The sequence below is a fragment of the Pseudomonas paraglycinae genome, assembly GCF_021601625.1.
GTDB lineage: Bacteria > Pseudomonadota > Gammaproteobacteria > Pseudomonadales > Pseudomonadaceae > Aquipseudomonas > Aquipseudomonas paraglycinae.
In genome coordinates this window covers 208558-226727 of record NZ_BQHR01000009.1, presented here as the reverse complement: position 1 = coordinate 226727, position 18170 = coordinate 208558, and the positions used below count along the sequence as shown (strand labels likewise).

The window sequence follows — 18170 nt, the reverse complement described above, 5'->3', positions numbered from 1 at the left end:
CCCTGAATGGCGTGGCGCTTGCGCATGCCGTCCATCTGATCTCGTACAAATTCGAATGGGAGGCTTGCACGATCGGTATTATGGTATACCATCAGACGCACAGACACTCTTTATCCCCTACGGAGCAGCTCATGAGTTTCGAAATTCGCAAGATCGTCAGCTATGTCGAAGAGACCTTCATTGAAGGCGGCAAGGCTTCCGACACCCCGGTGACCATGGTGGGCCTGGCCGTCGTGATGAAAAACCCGTGGGTCGGCAACGGCTTTGTCGAAGACCTCAAGCCGCAGATTCGCGCCAATTGCTCCGACCTCGGCGCGATGATGGTCGAGCGTCTGGTGGGCATCATCGGCGGTGCCGAGAAGATCGAGGCTTACGGCAAAGCCGCGGTGGTCGGCGCCGACGGCGAAATCGAGCACGCGTCGGCGGTGATCCACACCCTGCGCTTCGGCAATCACTATCGCGAAGCGGTCAAGGCCAAGAGCTACCTGAGCTTCACCAACAAGCGCGGCGGTCCGGGCACTTCGATTCAGATCCCGATGATGCACAAGGACGACGAAGGCCTGCGCTCGCACTACATAACCCTGGAAATGCAGATCGAAGACGCCCCCCGCGCCGACGAAATCGTCGTGGTGCTCGGTTGCGCCGACGGTGGTCGCCTGCACCCGCGCATCGGCAACCGCTACATCGATCTGGAAGAACTGGCCGCCGAAAAAGCCCAGTAATCACAATAAAAAAGGCATTGCAGGAGCGCTCCATGATTCGGCTCACCGCTGAACTCACCCCGGCCGGCACCAGTTATCTGGCGACAGGCGTTGGCCAACCCGTGGTGTTGATCCACGGCGTGGGCCTGAACAAAGAAATGTGGGGCGGCCAGATCGTTGGCCTGGCCACGCAATACCGGGTGATCGCCTACGACATGCTCGGCCATGGCGCCAGCCCGCGACCGGCCAGCGGCACCGCCCTACTCGGCTATGCCGATCAGTTGCTGGAGCTGCTCGACCACCTGCAATTGCCCGAGGCGTCAGTGATCGGCTTTTCCATGGGCGGTCTGGTGGCGCGGGCGTTTGCCCTGCATTACCCGGACCGCCTGAAAAGCCTGGTGGTGCTCAACAGCGTGTTCAACCGCAGCGAAGAGCAACGCGCCGGCGTCATCGCCCGCACCGCTCAAGCTGCCGAACACGGGCCCGACGCGAATGCCGAAGCGGCACTGTCGCGCTGGTTCAGCCGTGAATATAAAGCGGCCAACCCGGCGCAGATCGCCGCGATCCGCCAGACCCTGGCCGGCAATGATCCACAGGGTTACCTTACCACCTACGAATTGTTCGCCACCCAGGACATGTACCGCGCCGACGACCTGGGCAGCATCCAGGCGCCGACGCTGATCGCCACCGGCGAGCTGGACCCCGGATCGACCCCGGAAATGGCCGAGCAACTGGCCGCGCGCATTCCCGGTGCGAAGGTTGCCGTGCTGCCCGAGCAACGGCATATGATGCCGGTAGAGTCGCCACGGCTGGTGAACCAGACACTGCTGGAATTTCTCGACACCGCACACGCCCGACAAAACCATATAAAGGGGATCGTTGCATGACGCTCGCACGCTTCCAGATGTGCATCGGCGGAGAATGGGTCGACGCCCTCTCCGGCAAGACTTTCGAAAGCCTCAACCCGGCGCTGGCCGAACCCTGGGCCGAATTGCCCGACGCTGACGAAGCCGACGTCGAACGCGCCGTGCAAGCCGCACAAACCGCCTTCGACAGCCCGGCATGGCGTGGTTTGACCGCCACCGCGCGCGGCAAACTGCTGCGTCGTCTCGGTGACCTGATCGCTGAAAACAAGGAACAACTGGCGCAGCTGGAAAGCCGAGACAACGGCAAGCTGATCCGCGAAACCCGGGGTCAGGTCGGTTATCTGCCGGAGTTCTTCCACTACACCGCCGGCCTCGCCGACAAGCTCGAAGGCGGCACCCTGCCGCTGGATAAACCCGATCTGTTCGCCTACACCGTGCACGAAGCCATGGGCGTGGTCGCCGCGATCATTCCGTGGAACAGCCCGCTTTATCTGACCGCGATCAAACTGGCGCCGGCGCTGGCGGCGGGCAACACCATTGTGATCAAGCCCTCCGAGCACGCCTCGGCGACCATTCTCGAACTGGCGCGCCTGGCCCTCGAAGCCGGGATTCCGCCGGGCGTGGTCAACGTCGTCACCGGCTACGGCCCGAGCACTGGCGCCGCCCTCACCCGCCATCCGCTGATCCGCAAGATCGCCTTCACCGGTGGCGCGGCCACGGCCCGGCATGTGGTGCGCAGCAGCGCCGAGAACTTCGCCAAGCTGTCGCTGGAACTGGGCGGCAAGTCGCCGAACATCATCTTTGCCGACGCCGATCTCGACAGCGCGATCAACGGCGCCATCGCCGGGATCTACGCGGCGTCTGGCCAGAGCTGCGTGTCCGGTTCGCGACTGCTGGTGCAGGATGAAATCTACGACGAATTCGTCAGCCGACTAGTGGAGCGCGCCCAGCGCATCCGCATCGGCAACCCACAGGACGACAGCAGCGAAATGGGCCCGATGGCCACCGCGCAGCAACTGGCGGTGGTTGAAGGTCTGGTGGCCGATGCCATCGCCGAGGGCGCGCGTCTGCGTCTGGGCGGCAAGCGCCCCAGCGGCATCGGTGACGGCTGGTTCTACGAACCGACGCTGTTCGAATGCGATCGCAATTCGATGAAGATCATGCAGGAAGAAGTCTTCGGCCCGGTGGCTTCGGTGATCCGGTTCAAGGATGAAGCCGAAGCGCTGGCGATCGCCAACGACTCGCAGTTCGGCCTCGCCGCCGGCATCTGGACCCGCGACCTGGGCCGCGCCCATCGTCTGGCCCGGGACGTGCGTTCGGGGATCATCTGGGTCAACACCTACCGCGCGGTGTCGGCCATGGCACCGATCGGCGGCTTCAAGAACAGTGGCTATGGACGCGAAAGCGGCATCGATTCGGTGCTGGCCTACACCGAACTGAAAACGGTGTGGATCAACCTCTCCCAGGCGCCGATGCCTGATCCGTTTGTGATGCGTTAGGAGTCCTGCGACATGATCGAACCCGGCATTTACAAAGACGTCATGAGCTCGTTTCCGTCCGGGGTCACGGTGGTCACCACCCTCGACCCGGATGGCGGCATCGTCGGCATCACTGCCAGCGCCTTCAGTGCGCTGTCGATTGATCCGGCGCTGGTGCTGTTCTGCCCCAACTACGCTTCCGACACCTACCCGGTGCTGCGCGACAGCAAGAAGTTCGCGATCCATTTGCTGTCCGCCGACCAGACCGCCGAGGCCTACGCCTTCGCCGGCAAAGGCAAGGACAAGGCCAACGGCATCGAGTGGCATTTGAGCGAGCTCGGTAACCCGATCCTCGCCAAAGCCACGGCGATCATCGAGTGCGAACTGTGGCGCGAGTACGACGGTGGCGATCACGCGATCATCGTCGGTGCGGTGAAGAACCTGATCCTGCCGGAGCAACCGGTGACGCCGATGATTTATCACAAGGGCAAGCTCGGCGCTTTGCCGACACTGGGTTGAGCGGAGAAACACATGAGCAACGAAAAGTACGAGCAAGGCCTGAAGATCCGCACCCAGGTGCTGGGCCAAGCCTATGTGCAGCGCTCGATCGAGAACGCCGACGACTTCACCCGCCCGCTGCAGGAAATGGTCAACGAATACTGCTGGGGCCACGTCTGGGGACGCGAGGGCCTGTCGCTCAAGGAGCGCAGCATGATCAACCTGGCGATGATCTCGGCGCTCAACCGCCCGCACGAACTGAAACTGCATGTGCGCGGCGCCTTGCGTAACGGCCTGAGTCGTGAGCAAATACGCGAAATTCTGCTTCAGGTCGGTATTTATTGCGGCGTCCCGGCAGCCGTGGACAGTTTCCGGCTTGCCCGTGAAGCCTTCGCCGAAGCCGACGCCGAGGCCTCCAGTTAACCCCTCGGCTGTTTTGATGCCCGTCTGGCATGGACAGCCACCTTAAAGAGCGGACCCCATGAAACGCCTGCCACTCGACGACAGCTTCAAGGTCAATCGCAACCCCGTCACCCTGCGCGAAATCGTGCTGGATAAACTGCGAAGCGCCATCATGAACTTCCAACTGCTGCCGGGCGATCGCCTGGTGGAGCGCGATCTGTGCGATCGCCTGGGCGTGAGCCGTACGTCGGTGCGTGAAGCCTTGCGTCACCTGGAATCCGAAGGTCTGGTGGAATTCGCCGACGCCAAGGGCCCGCGCGTGGCGATCATCACCCTCGCCGATGCCGTCGACATCTATGAACTGCGTTGCGTGCTCGAAGGCCTGATCGTCCAGCTGTTCACCCTGCGCGCCAAGGCCAAGGACATCAAGGCCCTGGAAAAAGCCCTCGACGAGAACCGCAAGGCGCTCAAGGACGGCGAGTTGCAGCAGGTGATCGACTCGGTGCAGGGTTTCTATGACGTGCTGCTGGAAGGTTCCGGCAACCATGTCGCAGCCACTCAGCTGCGGCAGTTGCAGGCGCGCATCAGCTACTTGCGCGCAACGTCGGTGTCCCAGGAAAACCGTCGCGGCGCCAGTAATCACGAGATGGAAAAAATGGTCGAGGCGATCAAGAGCGGCGATCCGCTGGCGGCGCATCAGGCGTGCGTCGATCACGTGCGCGCTGCGGCTGCCGTCGCTCTCGATTACCTCAAGCGCAAACAGGAAGAGACCGGCGACACACCGCCAATCACCCTGCCCATCGCGCTGAAAGAACCGCGCATAGGTCACTGACATGTTCAGCCCGAGCTTTTGCCCGAAATGCGGTGGCGCTGACCTCGGTCAGCAAGTGCCGCCGGGCGATACGCACGAGCGCCTGATGTGCCGCGGTTGCGGCTACATCCACTATGTAAACCCGAAGATCATCGCCGGCTGCATCATCGAGCAGGACGGCAAATACCTCTTGTGCCAACGGGCAATTCCCCCGCGTCCCGGCACCTGGACCCTGCCCGCCGGTTTCATGGAAAGCGGCGAAACCACCGAACAGGCCGCCCTGCGCGAAGTCTGGGAAGAAAGCGGCGTACGCGCGGAGATCGTCTCGCCGTACTCAATCTTCAGCGTGCCGAAGATCAGCGAGGTCTACATCATCTTCCGCGCACTCGCGCTGGAAATCACTGGCGAGTACGGTCCGGAAACCCTCGCCTGCAAATTCTTCGCCCCCGAAGACATCCCCTGGGAGCAGATCTACTACCCGGCGATCCGGCAGATCCTCGAACGCTACATCGAGGAGCGCCAGGCCGGGGTCTATGGCATGTACATGGGCAATGACGACAGCGGCAAGATTCATTTCATGCGTTGATAGTCACCTTCCTCCTTTTCTGATCGTTCCCACGTCGAGGCGTCGAACCGTCCGCGTGGGAATGCCTCTTCGGACGCTCCGCGTTCGGCACTTCAGGGACGCGGAGCGTCCCGGGCTGCATTCCCACGCAGAGCGTGGGAACGATCAGACTGTTTACGGCGCCATCCCTTCAACGATGACAATCTCCGCCCTCGCCCATTCCTCGCGATAGCTCTTCGCTTCCTGATACGCCGCCGAGCGGTAGCACGCCACGGCCTGCTCATAACTGTCGAATTCAATCACCACGCTGCGCTGTGGCGTCGCCCGCCCTTCCATTGCTTCGCTGCGCCCGCCTCTGGCTAAAAACTTCGCGCCGAACTCGGCGAACGCTTTCGGCGCGCGCTGGGTGTATTGGCTGTAGTGATCGGGATCGTTGATGTCCACGTGTGCAATCCAGTACGCCTTCATAGTGACCTCTTGGTTGATTTTGTATTATGGTATACCACGAAATTCATCCACATCGAGAGTCCAGCATGGCCTTCAACAGCATCGAAGAAATCATCGAAGATTATCGCCTCGGCAAAATGGTGTTGCTGGTCGATGACGAAGATCGGGAAAACGAAGGCGACCTGCTGCTGGCCGCCGATCGTTGCACACCCGAGGCGATCAGTTTCATGGCCCGTGAGGCTCGGGGCCTGATTTGTCTGACGTTGACTGACGATCATTGCCAGCGTCTGGGGCTGGAGCAGATGGTGCCGAGCAATGGCAGCGTGTTCAGCACCGCGTTCACGGTTTCCATCGAAGCGGCGGTCGGCGTGACTACCGGCATTTCCGCCGCCGACCGCGCGTGTACGGTGGCCGCTGCGGTGGCGCCGAACGCACGCGCTGAAGACCTGGTGCAGCCCGGCCATATCTTTCCGCTGCGCGCCAAGGAAGGTGGCGTGCTGACCCGTGCCGGTCACACCGAGGCTGGTTGTGATCTGGCGCGGCTAGCGGGTTTCACGCCGGCCTCGGTGATCGTCGAGGTGATGAACGACGACGGCACCATGGCGCGTCGTCCGGATCTGGAAGTCTTCGCCCGCAAACACGGGATCAAGATCGGCACCATCGCCGACCTGATCCACTATCGCCTGAGTACCGAACACACCATCGAGCGCATCGGCGAACGGGAGTTGCCGACGGTGCATGGCACGTTCCGTTTGATCACCTTCGAAGATCGCATCGAAGGCGGCGTGCACATGGCGATGGTCATGGGTGAATTGCGCCGTGAGGAACCGACGCTGGTGCGGGTGCATGTGATCGATCCGCTGCGGGATCTGGTTGGCGCCGAGTACAGCGGGCCATCGAACTGGACGTTGTGGGCGGCACTGCAACGGGTCGCTGCCGAAGGGCATGGCGTGGTCGTGGTGCTGGCCAATCATGAGTCGTCCCAGGCGCTGCTGGAGCGCATTCCGCAACTGACTCAGCCGCCTCGGCAGTTCAGTCGTTCGCAATCGCGGATCTATTCGGAAGTCGGCACCGGGGCGCAGATTCTGCAGAACCTGGGCGTCGGCAAGCTGCGCCACTTGGGCCCGCCGCTAAAATATGCCGGGTTGACTGGGTACGATCTTGAGGTGGTTGAGAGCATTCCATTCACCGAATGACCCTGTTTGCCAGATAGCCGGTAAGGCAAAGTGCTTGCACAAAGTTTGGAATACCATAATATGATATTCCATAGACCGGACGACCTGAAAAACCGTCCAGCTACTGCTCCCGACAGGCGGGCAACAACGCAAGCCCGCTCAAAAACACAACAATGAGGGCGTAAAAATGGTGTTGAACAAAGCTGCAACCGCGATCTTTTTTGCGGGACTGCTGAGCGTGACCGGTCAGGCCGCGATGGCCGCCGAGAGTGTGAACTTTGTCAGCTGGGGCGGTAGCACCCAGGATGCGCAGAAACAGGCCTGGGCCGATCCGTTCAGCAAGGCCAGCGGCATCACCGTCGTGCAGGACGGCCCGACCGACTACGGCAAACTCAAGGCCATGGTCGAGAGCGGCAACGTGCAATGGGACGTGGTCGACGTCGAAGCCGACTTCGCCCTGCGCGCCGCCGCCGAAGGCCTGCTCGAACCCCTCGATTTCAAACAGATCCAGCGCGACAAGATCGACCCGCGTTTCGTCAGCGACCACGGCGTCGGCTCGTTCTTCTTCTCCTTCGTCCTCGGCTACAACGAGGGCAAGCTCGGCGCTAACAAGCCGCAGGACTGGAGCGCGCTGTTCGACACCAAGACCTTCCCCGGCAAACGCGCCCTCTATAAATGGCCAAGCCCCGGCGTACTTGAACTGGCCCTGCTCGCCGACGGCGTAGCAGCCGACAAGCTCTACCCGCTGGACCTCGATCGCGCCTTCAAGAAACTCGACACCATCAAGAAAGACATCGTCTGGTGGGGCGGCGGCGCGCAGTCGCAGCAACTGCTGGCCTCCGGTGAAGCGAGCATGGGCCAGTTCTGGAACGGCCGGATCCACGCCCTGCAGGAAGACGGCGCACCGGTCGGCGTGAGCTGGAAACAGAACCTGGTCATGGCCGACATTCTGGTCGTGCCAAAGGGCGCGAAAAACAAGGACGCGGCGATGAAGTTCCTGGCCAGCGCCAGCAGCGCGAAGGGTCAGGCTGACTTCTCCAACCTGACCGCCTACGCCCCGGTCAACGTCGACAGCGTGGCGCGTCTGGACTCGACGCTGGCCCCGAACCTGCCGACTGCCTACGCTAAGGATCAGATCACTCTTGATTTCGCGTACTGGGCCAAGAACGGTCCGGCCATCGCGACACGGTGGAACGAATGGCTGGTCAAATGAAAATGGCGGCCACCGCATCCCGTCCCTCCACTGCCACCGGGAGCGCCGCAAGCGCTGCCGGCCCGGCTTCAGGCAAGGCGAGTGCAATGGCGCAAGCCCCGTCCCTCAAGCAACGCTGGCGCGGCGCCGGCAATCTCGCGCCGGCGCTGTTGTTTCTCGGTCTGTTCTTTCTCGCACCGCTGATTGGCTTGTTGCTGCGCGGCGTGCTCGAACCGGTGCCGGGCCTTGGCAACTATGAGCAACTGTTCGCCAACTCGGCGTATGCGCGGGTGCTGTTCAATACCTTTTCGGTGGCGGGACTGGTGACGATTTTCAGCCTGCTGCTGGGCTTTCCGCTGGCCTGGGCAATCACCCTGGTGCCACGGGGCTGGGGCCGCTGGATCCTCAACATCGTGCTGCTGTCGATGTGGACCAGCCTCCTCGCCCGCACCTATTCGTGGCTGGTGCTGTTGCAGGCGTCGGGCGTCATCAATAAAGCCCTGATGGCCATGGGCATCATCGATCAGCCGCTGGAAATGGTGCACAACCTGACCGGCGTGGTGATCGGCATGAGCTACATCATGATCCCGTTCATCGTGCTGCCGTTGCAGGCGACCATGCAGGCCATCGACCCGATGATCCTGCAGGCCGGTTCGATCTGCGGCGCGAGTCCCTGGACCAACTTCTTCCGGGTGTTCCTGCCGCTGTGCCGGCCGGGTCTGGCGTCCGGCGGATTGATGGTGTTCGTGATGTCGCTCGGTTACTACGTCACCCCGGCGCTGCTGGGCGGGGCGCAGAACATGATGCTGCCGGAATTCATCATTCAGCAGGTGCAGTCGTTCCTCAATTGGGGCCTGGCCAGCGCCGGCGCCGCGTTGCTGATCGTCATCACCCTGGTGCTGTTCTACGTCTACCTGAAGCTGCAACCGGAATCCCCGGTTGGCGCCAGTAACGCGAGGTAAGCCGACATGCTCCTGACGCCCAATGCCATGAGTCGCCGGATGCGCTTCGGCCTGTATTTCACCACCGGGCTGATCGGCCTGTTCCTGCTGTTGCCGATCGTGTTCATCGTCCTGCTGTCGTTCGGTTCGTCCCAGTGGCTGGTGTTCCCGCCACCGGGCTGGACGCTGAAATGGTACGTGCAGTTCTTCTCCAACGCCGACTGGATGAGCGCAGCGCTGGCCAGCCTCAAGGTCGCGGTGCTGACCACGATCTGCGCCGTCGTCCTCGGTTTGCCGACGGCCTTTGCGCTGGTGCGCGGACGCTTCCCCGGCCGGGAAATGCTCTACGGTCTGTTCACCTTGCCGATGATCGTGCCGCTGGTGATCATCGCGGTGGCGGTGTACGCGCTGTTCCTCAAGCTCGGCTACACCGGGACGATGTTCGCCTTCGTCGTCAGCCATGTGATCGTCGCGTTGCCGTTCACCATCATCTCGATCATCAATTCGCTGAAGCTGTTCGATCAGTCGATTGAAGATGCGGCGGTGATCTGCGGTGCGTCACGCCTGCAAGCGGTGTTCAAGGTGACCTTCCCGGCGATCCGTCCGGGCATGGTGGCCGGCGCCCTCTTCGCCTTCCTGGTTTCATGGGACGAAGTGGTGCTCAGCGTGATGATGGCCAGCCCGACCCTGCAAACCCTTCCCGTGAAAATGTGGACCACCCTGCGCCAGGACCTGACGCCCGTGATCGCCGTCGCCTCGACGCTGCTGATCGGCCTGTCGGTATTGGTCATGGTGATCGCCGCCGCCCTGCGCCGGCGCAACGAAATCAGCGCCTGAGCGCCCAGGAGTACGACATGAGTGCCGTGATCAAAGACGCATCCCAGCAGAGCGACAAACTCCTGGTCAGCCTGCGCAACCTGAACAAGCACTACGGCGATTTTGCGGCCGTGGACAATATCTCGCTGGACATCAAGGACGGCGAATTCCTGACTTTCCTCGGCTCCAGCGGCTCGGGCAAAAGCACCACGTTGTCGATGCTCGCCGGCTTCGAAACCCCGAGCAGCGGCGAGATCCTGGTCAACGGCCAGTCGCTGGTGAACGTGCCGCCGCACAAGCGCGACATCGGCATGGTGTTCCAGCGTTATTCGCTGTTCCCGCATCTGTCGGTACGCGACAACATCGCGTTCCCGCTGGCGATCCGCAAACTCGCTGCAGCCGAGCGTGACAAACGCGTCGATGCGATGCTGAAACTGGTGCAGCTCGAACAATTTGCCCATCGCCGCCCTTCGCAACTGTCTGGCGGCCAGCAGCAACGAGTCGCCATCGCCCGGGCGCTGGTTTACGAACCGCGCATTCTGCTGATGGACGAACCGCTCGGTGCGCTGGACAAGAAACTGCGTGAAGACTTGCAGGATGAATTGCGCCAGCTGCACCGCCGCCTCGGCATCACCATCGTCTACGTGACTCACGACCAGGAAGAAGCCATGCGCCTGTCCCAGCGCATCGCGATTTTCAGTCACGGCAAGATTGTCGGGCTCGGCAGCGGTTATGACCTTTATCAGAATCCGCCAAATGCGTTTGTGGCGTCGTTTCTGGGTAACTCGAACTTTCTCAAGCTCAAGGCGCAGGGTAATGCGGCGGCGAATTTTGAGGGGCAGGCGCTGTCGATTCGCCTGACCGCTGGATTGCAGACCGGGCAGGATGTTTTGCTGATGGTGCGTCCGGAGAAGGCGTTGGCGTTGAGTGTGCAGCAGGCGGCGAGTGAGCCATTGGGAGCCGGCTGGAACGAGGTTTCGGCGAAGGTGGTCGAGGTGTTGTTTCTGGGTGAGAGTCAGACTTGCAGTGTGGTGACTTCGGGTGGCACGTCCATGACCGTGAAAGCATTGTCGGCGGCGGGGATGCCGCTGAAGGCTGGAGATCCGGTTCGGGTGCGTTGGGCGACGGCGGATGCTTGCGTCTATACCGAGTGGGCTGAGAGCGATTTGAACAAAGCGGCGGGGGCTCATTAACACCGAGTCGCCTGCCCGCCCTCACCCCAGCCCTCTCCCGGAGGGAGAGGGAGCCGATTGGGGGATATTGAAGAGATATGCCGACCTGAAGGAGCTGCTTTGAATCCACAATCAACACGGTCTTTCAGGTCGATGTAGTGCGCCAGACAACTCGGTAGGCTCCCTCTCCCTCCGGGAGAGGGCTGGGGTGAGGGCCAGCAGACGACTCGGTCTCACTTGATAGCCGCAAAACCTTCAATTTCGTCAGGCCACGCGGTCAACACTTCGAATCCGTCTTCCGTCACCGCAATCATGTGCTCCCACTGCGCCGACAACGATTGATCCTTGGTCACCACCGTCCAGCCATCCGCCAGACTTTTCACATGCCGCTTGCCGGCATTGAGCATCGGCTCGATGGTGAAAATCATCCCCGCCTTCAGCTTCAAGCCCTGCTCCGGATAACCGTAATGCAGCACCTGCGGTTCATCGTGATAGACCTTGCCGATCCCGTGCCCGCAGTACTCGCGCACCACGCTGAACCCTTCCTTCTCCGCCAACGTCTGGATCGCATGCCCGATGTCACCCAACGTGGCGCCCGGCCGAACGACGCGGATACCGGCGCACATCGCGTCGTAAGTGGTCTTGATCAGGTGCCGCGCCTCGGGCGTCGGCTCGCCGACCACGTACATGCGGCTGGTGTCGCCGAACCAGCCGTCCTTGATCACCGCGATGTCGAGGTTGACGATGTCGCCGTCCTTCAGCACACGCTTCGAAGGAATGCCGTGGCAGACCACTTCGTTGACTGACGCGCAGACGGTTTTCGGGAAGCCGTGGTAACCGACGTTGGCCGGTATCGCCTTCTGCACATTGACGATGTAGTCGTTGCACAACTGGTCGAGTTGATCGGTTGTCACGCCAGCCTTGACGTGCGGCACCAGCATCGCCAGCACCTCGGCGGCCAGTCTGCCGGCCTCGCGGGATTGGGCGATTTCGGCCTGGGTGTTGATCTTGATCGGGTTTCTCATGCCTTGGCCGCCTCTTTGACCGAGGCGTTCTGCGCGGCATCCGCCAGTGCGCAGACCTGCTGCAGATCCAGACCACCCGACTGTTCGGCGCGAATCAGCAACCGGCAAATAGCGTGGTGATCAAGATCGGGATACAGCTCGGCGAGCATGCCGATGCGCATCCAGTGTTCGGCCTGCGCGTTGATCGAGCGGCTGAGTGCGTTGCTGGAGATGCGCAGATTCTCGTGCATGTCCTCTGAAATCTTTACGATGCCCATGGCAATATCCGATACGAAGTGTATATGGATCGTATATTAATCGTGCATCGCCCGGGATTGCAAATTTGCGTGCCCGGTAAATCGCGGGCAAAAAAAAGCTGCCCGGAAGGCAGCCGAATCATGAAAAGCACGCGATGTATTGGGGGCAAGTATGGGCAGCCGATAATGACAGTGTCATGACAGCGATGAATTCACTGAACCGCCCCGCCCGCGTCATCAGGTTGTCATCGAACCCGCGGCAGAATCCTCGCAAACCGTCCCGCGCCTCCCGACGGATGATTTGCAAGGATCCCCATGAAAGAAGACACCTCGCTGTTTGCCGCCATCGACCTCGGTTCCAATGCCTTTCGCATGATGATCGGCCAGTCGGTGCGCAGCAGAAAGGGCTTCATGATTCAGGAGGTCAAGACCTTGCGCGAGCCGGTACGACTGGCCGAAGGCTTCGACGGTCGGGCACTGGATGAAATGGCGCTGGATCGCGGCTGGCAGGCGCTGGCGCGGTTCGGCAAGAAGCTACGCGGTTTCGAGCCCGGTCGTGTGCGTGCGGTGGCCACCAGCGCGGTGCGCGAGGCGGACAATGCGCAGCTGTTTCTGGCCAGCGCGGAACGGCATCTGGGGTTTCGCATCGATGTGATTTCCGGCCATGAAGAAGCGCGTCTGGTGTACGCCGGTGTGGCCCACACTCTGCCGGTCGCCGATGACATGCGTCTGGTGGTCGACATTGGCGGCGGTTCCACCGAGCTGATTCTGGGCCAGGGTTCGCAACCGCTGCTGACCGAAAGCATCGCCCTCGGCAGCGGCACCTTGAGCACGCGTTACTTTCGCAACGGCGAGATTTCCGCGGGTGCGCTACAAGAGGCCGAACGGGTGGCCATTCTGCAATTCGAAAAAGTCGCCCGCCGTTATCGCGCTCAGGGCTGGCAGCAGACGATCGGCTCTTCGGGCACCGCACGGATGCTCGCCAAAGTGCTCAAGGCCAATCGCCTGAACGATCATGGCGAGAGCGGCATCACCTACGGCGGCCTGTTGCGGTTGTCGTTGCGCCTGCTGGAAGTCAGCAATGTTCAACAGCTGAAACTGGCCGGCCTGCAACCCCACCGCCAGAGCATTCTGCCCGGCGGCCTGGTGGTCATGCTGGCAGCGTTCAAAGTGTTCGGGATCTCGCAAATGGTGCCGTCCGAACCCGGCTTGCGGCTGGGTGTGCTGCACGGTCTGATGAGCAACCACTGAGCGGTTTTCGCTGCAGGATTTTCACTGCCGGATCAAGCGCTTCGTGACGCCGAAGGCGCCCTTTCAATACTCGATGACGCCTGCGTATAAACCCCTGCAAATCACTTCCTTCCCCTCTCCGATTTCGTTCTATCGTTAGATCGAAATGGCTTTATTTCCGGCCGTTTAAAGGTTGCGACAGCTCAGGTCAGAGCCTATGTTGCACGCGAGCTTTTTCCCCGCGAATGGAACGCGATCAACACCACAAAGAGGTGAAGAGATGTCAAAGGATTCACGCCCTGCCGTACTTGGGCTGATCGGCAATACGCCGCTGGTACAAGTCACCCGCTTCGATACCGGTCCCTGCACCCTGTTTCTCAAACTCGAATCACAGAACCCCGGCGGTTCGATCAAGGACCGCATCGGTCTGGCCATGATCGACGCCGCTGAACGCGATGGTCGACTGCAACCGGGCGGTACGATCGTCGAGGCCACCGCCGGCAACACCGGTCTGGGCCTGGCCCTGGTCGGCCGCGCCAAGGGCTACCGCGTCGTGCTGGTGGTGCCGGACAAAATGTCCACCGAAAAAGTCCTGCACCTCAAGGCCATGGGCGCCGAAGTGCACATCACCCGCTCCGATGTCGGCAAGGGTCATCCCGAGTACTACCAGGATGTCGCCGCGCGTCTGGCCAAGGACATTCCCGGCGCGTTCTTCGCCGACCAGTTCAACAACCCGGCCAACCCGCTGGCCCACGAGTGCAGCACCGGGCCGGAAATCTGGGCCCAGACCGAGCATGACCTGGACGCGATCGTGGTCGGCGTCGGCTCGGCCGGCACGCTGACCGGCCTGACCCGTTTCTTCAAACGCGTGCAACCGGACCTTGAAATGGTCCTGGCCGACCCGGTCGGTTCGGTGATGGCTGAATACAGCCGCAGCAAGCACTTGGGCACCGCCGGATCCTGGGCGGTGGAAGGCATCGGCGAAGACTTCATTCCGTCGATCACCGACCTGTCGAGCGTGCGCAGCGCCTACTCGATCAGCGACGAAGAGAGCTTCGATCACGCCCGTCAGTTGCTGAAAGCCGAAGGCATTCTGGGTGGCTCGTCCACCGGCACCCTGCTGGCCGCCGCGCTGCGTTATTGCCGCGAACAGACCGAGCCGAAACGCGTGGTCAGCTTCGTCTGCGACACCGGCACCCGTTACCTGTCGAAGGTCTACAACGACCAGTGGATGACCGATCAGGGCCTGCTGCAGCGCAAACGCTACGGCGACCTGCGCGACCTGATTGCCCGACGTTTCGAAGACGGCAAAGTCGTCAGCGTCGGACCGGACGATACGCTGATGACCGCCTTCCAGCGCATGCGCCTGGCAGATGTTTCGCAACTGCCGGTGCTGGTGGATGGCAAGCAACTGGTCGGCGTGATCGACGAGTCGGACATTCTGGTGCGGGTACACGAAGACGCCTCGCTCTTCAGCAAACCCGTCGCCAGCGCGATGACCGACAAGTTGCAAACCCTCGCCCCCGGCGCCACGCTGGCTGAACTGGAAGCCGTGCTCAGCAGCGGCCTGGTGGCCATCATCGCCGACGCGTCAGGCTTCCACGGCCTGATCACCCGCGTCGACATGCTCAATCAATTACGGAGATCCCTGGCATGAGCCAGCACGACAAGAACGCCCGTCAACAGGGCTTCGCCACCCGCGTGATCCACGCCGGGCAAACGCCGGACCCGACCACCGGTGCGCTGATGCCGCCGATCTACGCCAACTCCACCTACCTGCAAGACAGCCCCGGCGTGCACAAGGGGTTTGACTACGGCCGCTCGCACAACCCGACGCGATTTGCCCTGGAGCGTTGCGTGGCGGATCTGGAGGGCGGCACCCAGGCGTTCGCCTTCGCGTCCGGGCTGGCAACCATTTCCACCGTGCTCGAGCTGATCGACGCCGGGTCACACATCGTCTCCGGCAATGACCTGTACGGCGGCACGTTCCGCCTGTTCGACAAGGTGCGCCAGCGCAGTGCCGGGCATCGGTTCAGCTACGTCGATCTGGCCGACCTGTCGGCGTTCGAAGCATCGTTGCAGGACGACACACGTATGGTCATGGTGGAAACGCCGACCAACCCGTTGCTGAGCCTATCCGACCTCACCGCCATCGCGCGCATCTGCAAGGCCCGCGGAATCATCTGCGTGGCCGACAACACCTTCGCCAGCCCGTGGATCCAGCGGCCGCTGGAACTGGGTTTCGACATCGTGCTGCACTCGACCACCAAATACCTGAACGGTCACTCCGACGTGATCGGCGGGATCGCGGTGGTCGGTGACAATCCTGCGCTGGCCGAGCGTCTGGGTTTCCTGCAGAACGCTGTCGGCGCCATCTCCGGCCCGTTCGACGCGTTCCTCACCCTGCGCGGCGTGAAGACGCTGGCGCTGCGTATGGAGCGTCATTGCAGCAACGCACTGGAGCTGGCGCGCTGGCTGGAGCAGCAGCCGCAGGTCAAACGCGTCTACTACCCGGGTCTGGAATCCCACCCGCAGCACGAACTGGCCAAGCGTCAGATGCGTGGTTTCGGCGGGATGATTTCCTTGGATCTGAACAGTGATCTGGCGGGCGCTCGGCGCTTCCTGGAGAACGTGCAGATCTTCGCTCTGGCCGAAAGCCTCGGCGGTGTGGAAAGTCTGATCGAGCACCCTGCGATCATGACTCACGCGACCATCCCGGCGGAAACCCGTGCCAAGCTCGGCATCGGTGACAGCCTGGTGCGTCTGTCGGTGGGTGTCGAGGACATCGAAGACCTGCGTGCGGATCTGGCGCAGGCGTTGGCCAGTATCTAAGGCCCGAGAACGTCAAAGCCCGCACGAGGCGGGCTTTGGTGTTTGAGTAGGCGGCCAGTGCTGGTCTCTGGCTTACGAGGTTTCTCAGGACTCCCACAGTACAGGCAATGTGCTCTGCTGCTTCACACGGCATAAGGGCTGGAACCCAGCGCGGGGTTCTTTCTAACCGTGTACCCTTCGGAACGCGCCCAACGCTTCCTCGCTATCCGCTTGCGCATCAGTCTGCGTCTTCGCCTACATTCTTGAGCCTAGCGAACACGCTACATTGCGCTACGCGGTTTTTAGACTGATTGTTTTCTAGCGCAGGCCTTCAAGGAAGCGAACCGACTATCGCCTTCACGACCCTTCAGCCTGCCTTCCGCCGAGGGCGAACTATACTTTTCAGTTCGCTGTCCAGATTTCCTGTAAACCGTCGACACCCGTGCACCTTCCGGTGCCCCCGTGCCATTCACCAATCTGGTTGACCCCGGGCCGACGAGCCTTCCGTCAATGAACGAATGACGGGTAACGCTCGGTTGCTGTTTGGCTGATGGGGCGTGGAGAAAATCATGAAGCACACGCTTTGGCCGGGCCTCGTCCTGGCAGTTGCGGCAACGGTGGCAATGCCCAATGTCTGGGCTGCGAAGGCGCAGGCATTGGCGTCGGATGGGGCGGATCATGTGGGTGCGGGGGCGGTTGCTTCTGATGGTGCCGATCATGTTGGCGCTGGTGCAGTCGCATCTGATGGCGCAGATCATGTCGGTGCTGGCGCCGTTGCTTCAGACGGCTCCGATCATGTCGGCGCAGGCGCTGTCGCCTCTGATGGCGCGGATCACGTCGGCGCCGGAGCAGTTGCCTCTGACGGCTCAGACCATGTCGGCGCAGGGGCCGTTGCTTCTGACGGTTCCGATCATGTCGGTGCAGGCGCTGTCGCCTCTGATGGCGCGGATCGCGTTGGCGCTGGAGCTGTAGCTTCTGACGGCGCCGATCACGTTGGTGCAGGTGCAGTCGCCTCTGACGGCGCCGATCACGTAGGTGCTGGGGCCGTTGCCTCTGACGGTTCCGATCATGTTGGCGCTGGAGCGGTCGCCTCTGACGGTTCCGACCATGTCGGCGCCGGCGCAGTAGCTTCTGACGGCTCCGACCACGTCGGCGCCGGCGCCCTCGCCGCCGATGGCGCAGACAAAGTCGGTGCCAACCGGCTCGCCTATTCCCGCGCAGGCGTCGGCTCCGACCAGGTGGCTTCCGCCCTCATGAGCGGCAGCTATTCGGACCAGTTCAACAGTCCTCAATAACCGCTATCGGCGCAACCAGCCCACCGCTGGTTGCGCCGTACTAGCACATTTGTGCTAATCGACCACCCCGATCCCTGGCGTTATATTCCCTCGCAACCCCCGACGCTTCCCAGCATTGCCGCTGTGCAGTGCGCGGGATCGTTGTGCCTGGAAAAACAACAACACCAAGGAAGAAACACCATGAAACTGCAGCTCAGCCTCGCCAAGATCACGGTTCTCGGTGCCCTGCTCCTCGGCGCCAGCGGTTGCCAGACCGCCAAACCCACCGAAGACAGCATGCGCGAACGCGCCCAGACTGTTATCGGCCAACCCGTCACCAAGATCGGCAACATCCGCAATGACAGCACCCTGACCTACTACACCGCCTACACCGCCGCCGGCGAATACAACTGCGAGCTGCCCAGCGGCGCGATCATCGCGGTGGCCAGCATGGGCATCATGACGCCTCCGCTGTCTTGCCTGCCCAAAGGCGCTTCGCCGATTCCGTACCAGTAATCCGGCGCAGAAAA

At 62.0% G+C, this 18170-nt stretch carries 20 protein-coding genes; 17 read left to right on the top strand and 3 right to left on the bottom strand.

Annotation, left to right across the window (positions count from 1 at the left end; all coding sequences use genetic code 11):
• Nucleotides 1–131 precede the first annotated feature (131 nt).
• From L6D82_RS15820 to L6D82_RS15790, 7 genes are read left to right on the top strand one after another with little or no spacing between them, the layout of a single operon-like run.
• Entirely contained in the window at nt 132–722 is a 591-nt protein-coding gene (locus L6D82_RS15820) for an amino acid synthesis family protein (RefSeq protein WP_007957412.1), read from the top strand.
• Between the two features lie 32 nt (nt 723–754).
• Nucleotides 755–1588, top strand: coding sequence for an alpha/beta fold hydrolase (locus L6D82_RS15815; protein WP_236190315.1), 834 nt, complete (start codon nt 755–757; stop codon nt 1586–1588).
• Nucleotides 1585–3066, top strand: a complete 1482-nt coding sequence (locus tag L6D82_RS15810; protein ID WP_236190313.1) for an aldehyde dehydrogenase — start codon at nt 1585–1587, stop codon at nt 3064–3066. Before L6D82_RS15815 ends, L6D82_RS15810 begins: the two co-directional genes overlap by 4 nt.
• Nucleotides 3067–3078: 12 nt before the next feature.
• Entirely contained in the window at nt 3079–3564 is a 486-nt protein-coding gene (locus L6D82_RS15805; protein ID WP_007957406.1) for a flavin reductase family protein, read from the top strand.
• A 12-nt stretch (nt 3565–3576) separates the two neighbouring features.
• A complete protein-coding gene (locus tag L6D82_RS15800) occupies nt 3577–3966 on the top strand; it encodes a carboxymuconolactone decarboxylase family protein (protein WP_236190311.1) in 390 nt (129 codons plus the stop codon).
• Between the two features lie 58 nt (nt 3967–4024).
• Nucleotides 4025–4777: a GntR family transcriptional regulator gene (locus tag L6D82_RS15795; RefSeq protein WP_039766879.1), complete on the top strand. Its 753-nt coding sequence runs from the start codon at nt 4025–4027 to the stop codon at nt 4775–4777.
• A 1-nt stretch (nt 4778) separates the two neighbouring features.
• On the top strand, nt 4779–5342 hold the full coding sequence (locus L6D82_RS15790; RefSeq protein ID WP_011334615.1) for an NUDIX hydrolase: 564 nt from the start codon (nt 4779–4781) through the stop codon (nt 5340–5342).
• A 153-nt stretch (nt 5343–5495) separates the two neighbouring features.
• On the opposite strand, the gene L6D82_RS15785 is transcribed toward L6D82_RS15790, so the two are convergent.
• Complete coding sequence (locus tag L6D82_RS15785) at nt 5496–5789, bottom strand: DUF1330 domain-containing protein (RefSeq protein WP_085746231.1); 294 nt, start codon at nt 5787–5789, stop codon at nt 5496–5498.
• A 65-nt stretch (nt 5790–5854) separates the two neighbouring features.
• On the opposite strand from L6D82_RS15785, the gene ribBA reads away from it, so the two are divergent.
• From ribBA to L6D82_RS15760, 5 genes are all read left to right on the top strand, one after another.
• Complete coding sequence (ribBA, locus tag L6D82_RS15780; protein WP_064597259.1) at nt 5855–6964, top strand: bifunctional 3,4-dihydroxy-2-butanone-4-phosphate synthase/GTP cyclohydrolase II; 1110 nt, start codon at nt 5855–5857, stop codon at nt 6962–6964.
• A gap of 166 nt (nt 6965–7130) precedes the next feature.
• Nucleotides 7131–8156, top strand: coding sequence for an ABC transporter substrate-binding protein (locus L6D82_RS15775; RefSeq protein ID WP_134023306.1), 1026 nt, complete (start codon nt 7131–7133; stop codon nt 8154–8156).
• Nucleotides 8153–9097: an ABC transporter permease gene (locus L6D82_RS15770; RefSeq protein ID WP_236190402.1), complete on the top strand. Its 945-nt coding sequence runs from the start codon at nt 8153–8155 to the stop codon at nt 9095–9097. Before L6D82_RS15775 ends, L6D82_RS15770 begins: the two co-directional genes overlap by 4 nt.
• A 6-nt stretch (nt 9098–9103) precedes the next feature.
• A complete protein-coding gene (locus tag L6D82_RS15765) occupies nt 9104–9913 on the top strand; it encodes an ABC transporter permease (RefSeq protein WP_236190301.1) in 810 nt (269 codons plus the stop codon).
• A gap of 17 nt (nt 9914–9930) precedes the next feature.
• Complete coding sequence (locus tag L6D82_RS15760) at nt 9931–11085, top strand: ABC transporter ATP-binding protein (RefSeq protein ID WP_102718133.1); 1155 nt, start codon at nt 9931–9933, stop codon at nt 11083–11085.
• 212 nt (nt 11086–11297) lie between these two features.
• On the opposite strand, the gene map is transcribed toward L6D82_RS15760, so the two are convergent.
• Together map and L6D82_RS15750 are read right to left on the bottom strand one after the other, a co-directional pair.
• Nucleotides 11298–12089, bottom strand: a complete 792-nt coding sequence (gene map, locus L6D82_RS15755) for a type I methionyl aminopeptidase (protein WP_236190299.1) — start codon at nt 12087–12089, stop codon at nt 11298–11300.
• Complete coding sequence (locus L6D82_RS15750; protein WP_011334623.1) at nt 12086–12346, bottom strand: ParD-like family protein; 261 nt, start codon at nt 12344–12346, stop codon at nt 12086–12088. The genes map and L6D82_RS15750 overlap by 4 nt, the downstream gene beginning before the upstream one ends.
• A 294-nt stretch (nt 12347–12640) precedes the next feature.
• On the opposite strand from L6D82_RS15750, the gene L6D82_RS15745 reads away from it, so the two are divergent.
• The 5 genes from L6D82_RS15745 to L6D82_RS15725 all read left to right on the top strand — a co-directional run bounded on the left by L6D82_RS15745 (nt 12641) and on the right by L6D82_RS15725 (nt 18156).
• Nucleotides 12641–13576 carry a Ppx/GppA family phosphatase gene (locus L6D82_RS15745; RefSeq protein ID WP_236190289.1) on the top strand — a complete coding sequence of 312 codons (936 nt, stop codon included), beginning with the start codon at nt 12641–12643 and terminating at the stop codon, nt 13574–13576.
• Between the two features lie 259 nt (nt 13577–13835).
• Entirely contained in the window at nt 13836–15212 is a 1377-nt protein-coding gene (locus L6D82_RS15740) for a pyridoxal-phosphate dependent enzyme (protein ID WP_039766899.1), read from the top strand.
• Nucleotides 15209–16387 carry a cystathionine gamma-synthase gene (locus L6D82_RS15735; RefSeq protein ID WP_085746225.1) on the top strand — a complete coding sequence of 393 codons (1179 nt, stop codon included), beginning with the start codon at nt 15209–15211 and terminating at the stop codon, nt 16385–16387. Before L6D82_RS15740 ends, L6D82_RS15735 begins: the two co-directional genes overlap by 4 nt.
• Before the next feature lie 657 nt (nt 16388–17044).
• Entirely contained in the window at nt 17045–17338 is a 294-nt protein-coding gene (locus L6D82_RS15730) for a hypothetical protein (RefSeq protein ID WP_236190287.1), read from the top strand.
• Between the two features lie 503 nt (nt 17339–17841).
• Complete coding sequence (locus tag L6D82_RS15725) at nt 17842–18156, top strand: hypothetical protein (protein ID WP_039766904.1); 315 nt, start codon at nt 17842–17844, stop codon at nt 18154–18156.
• Nucleotides 18157–18170: the final 14 nt, after the last annotated feature.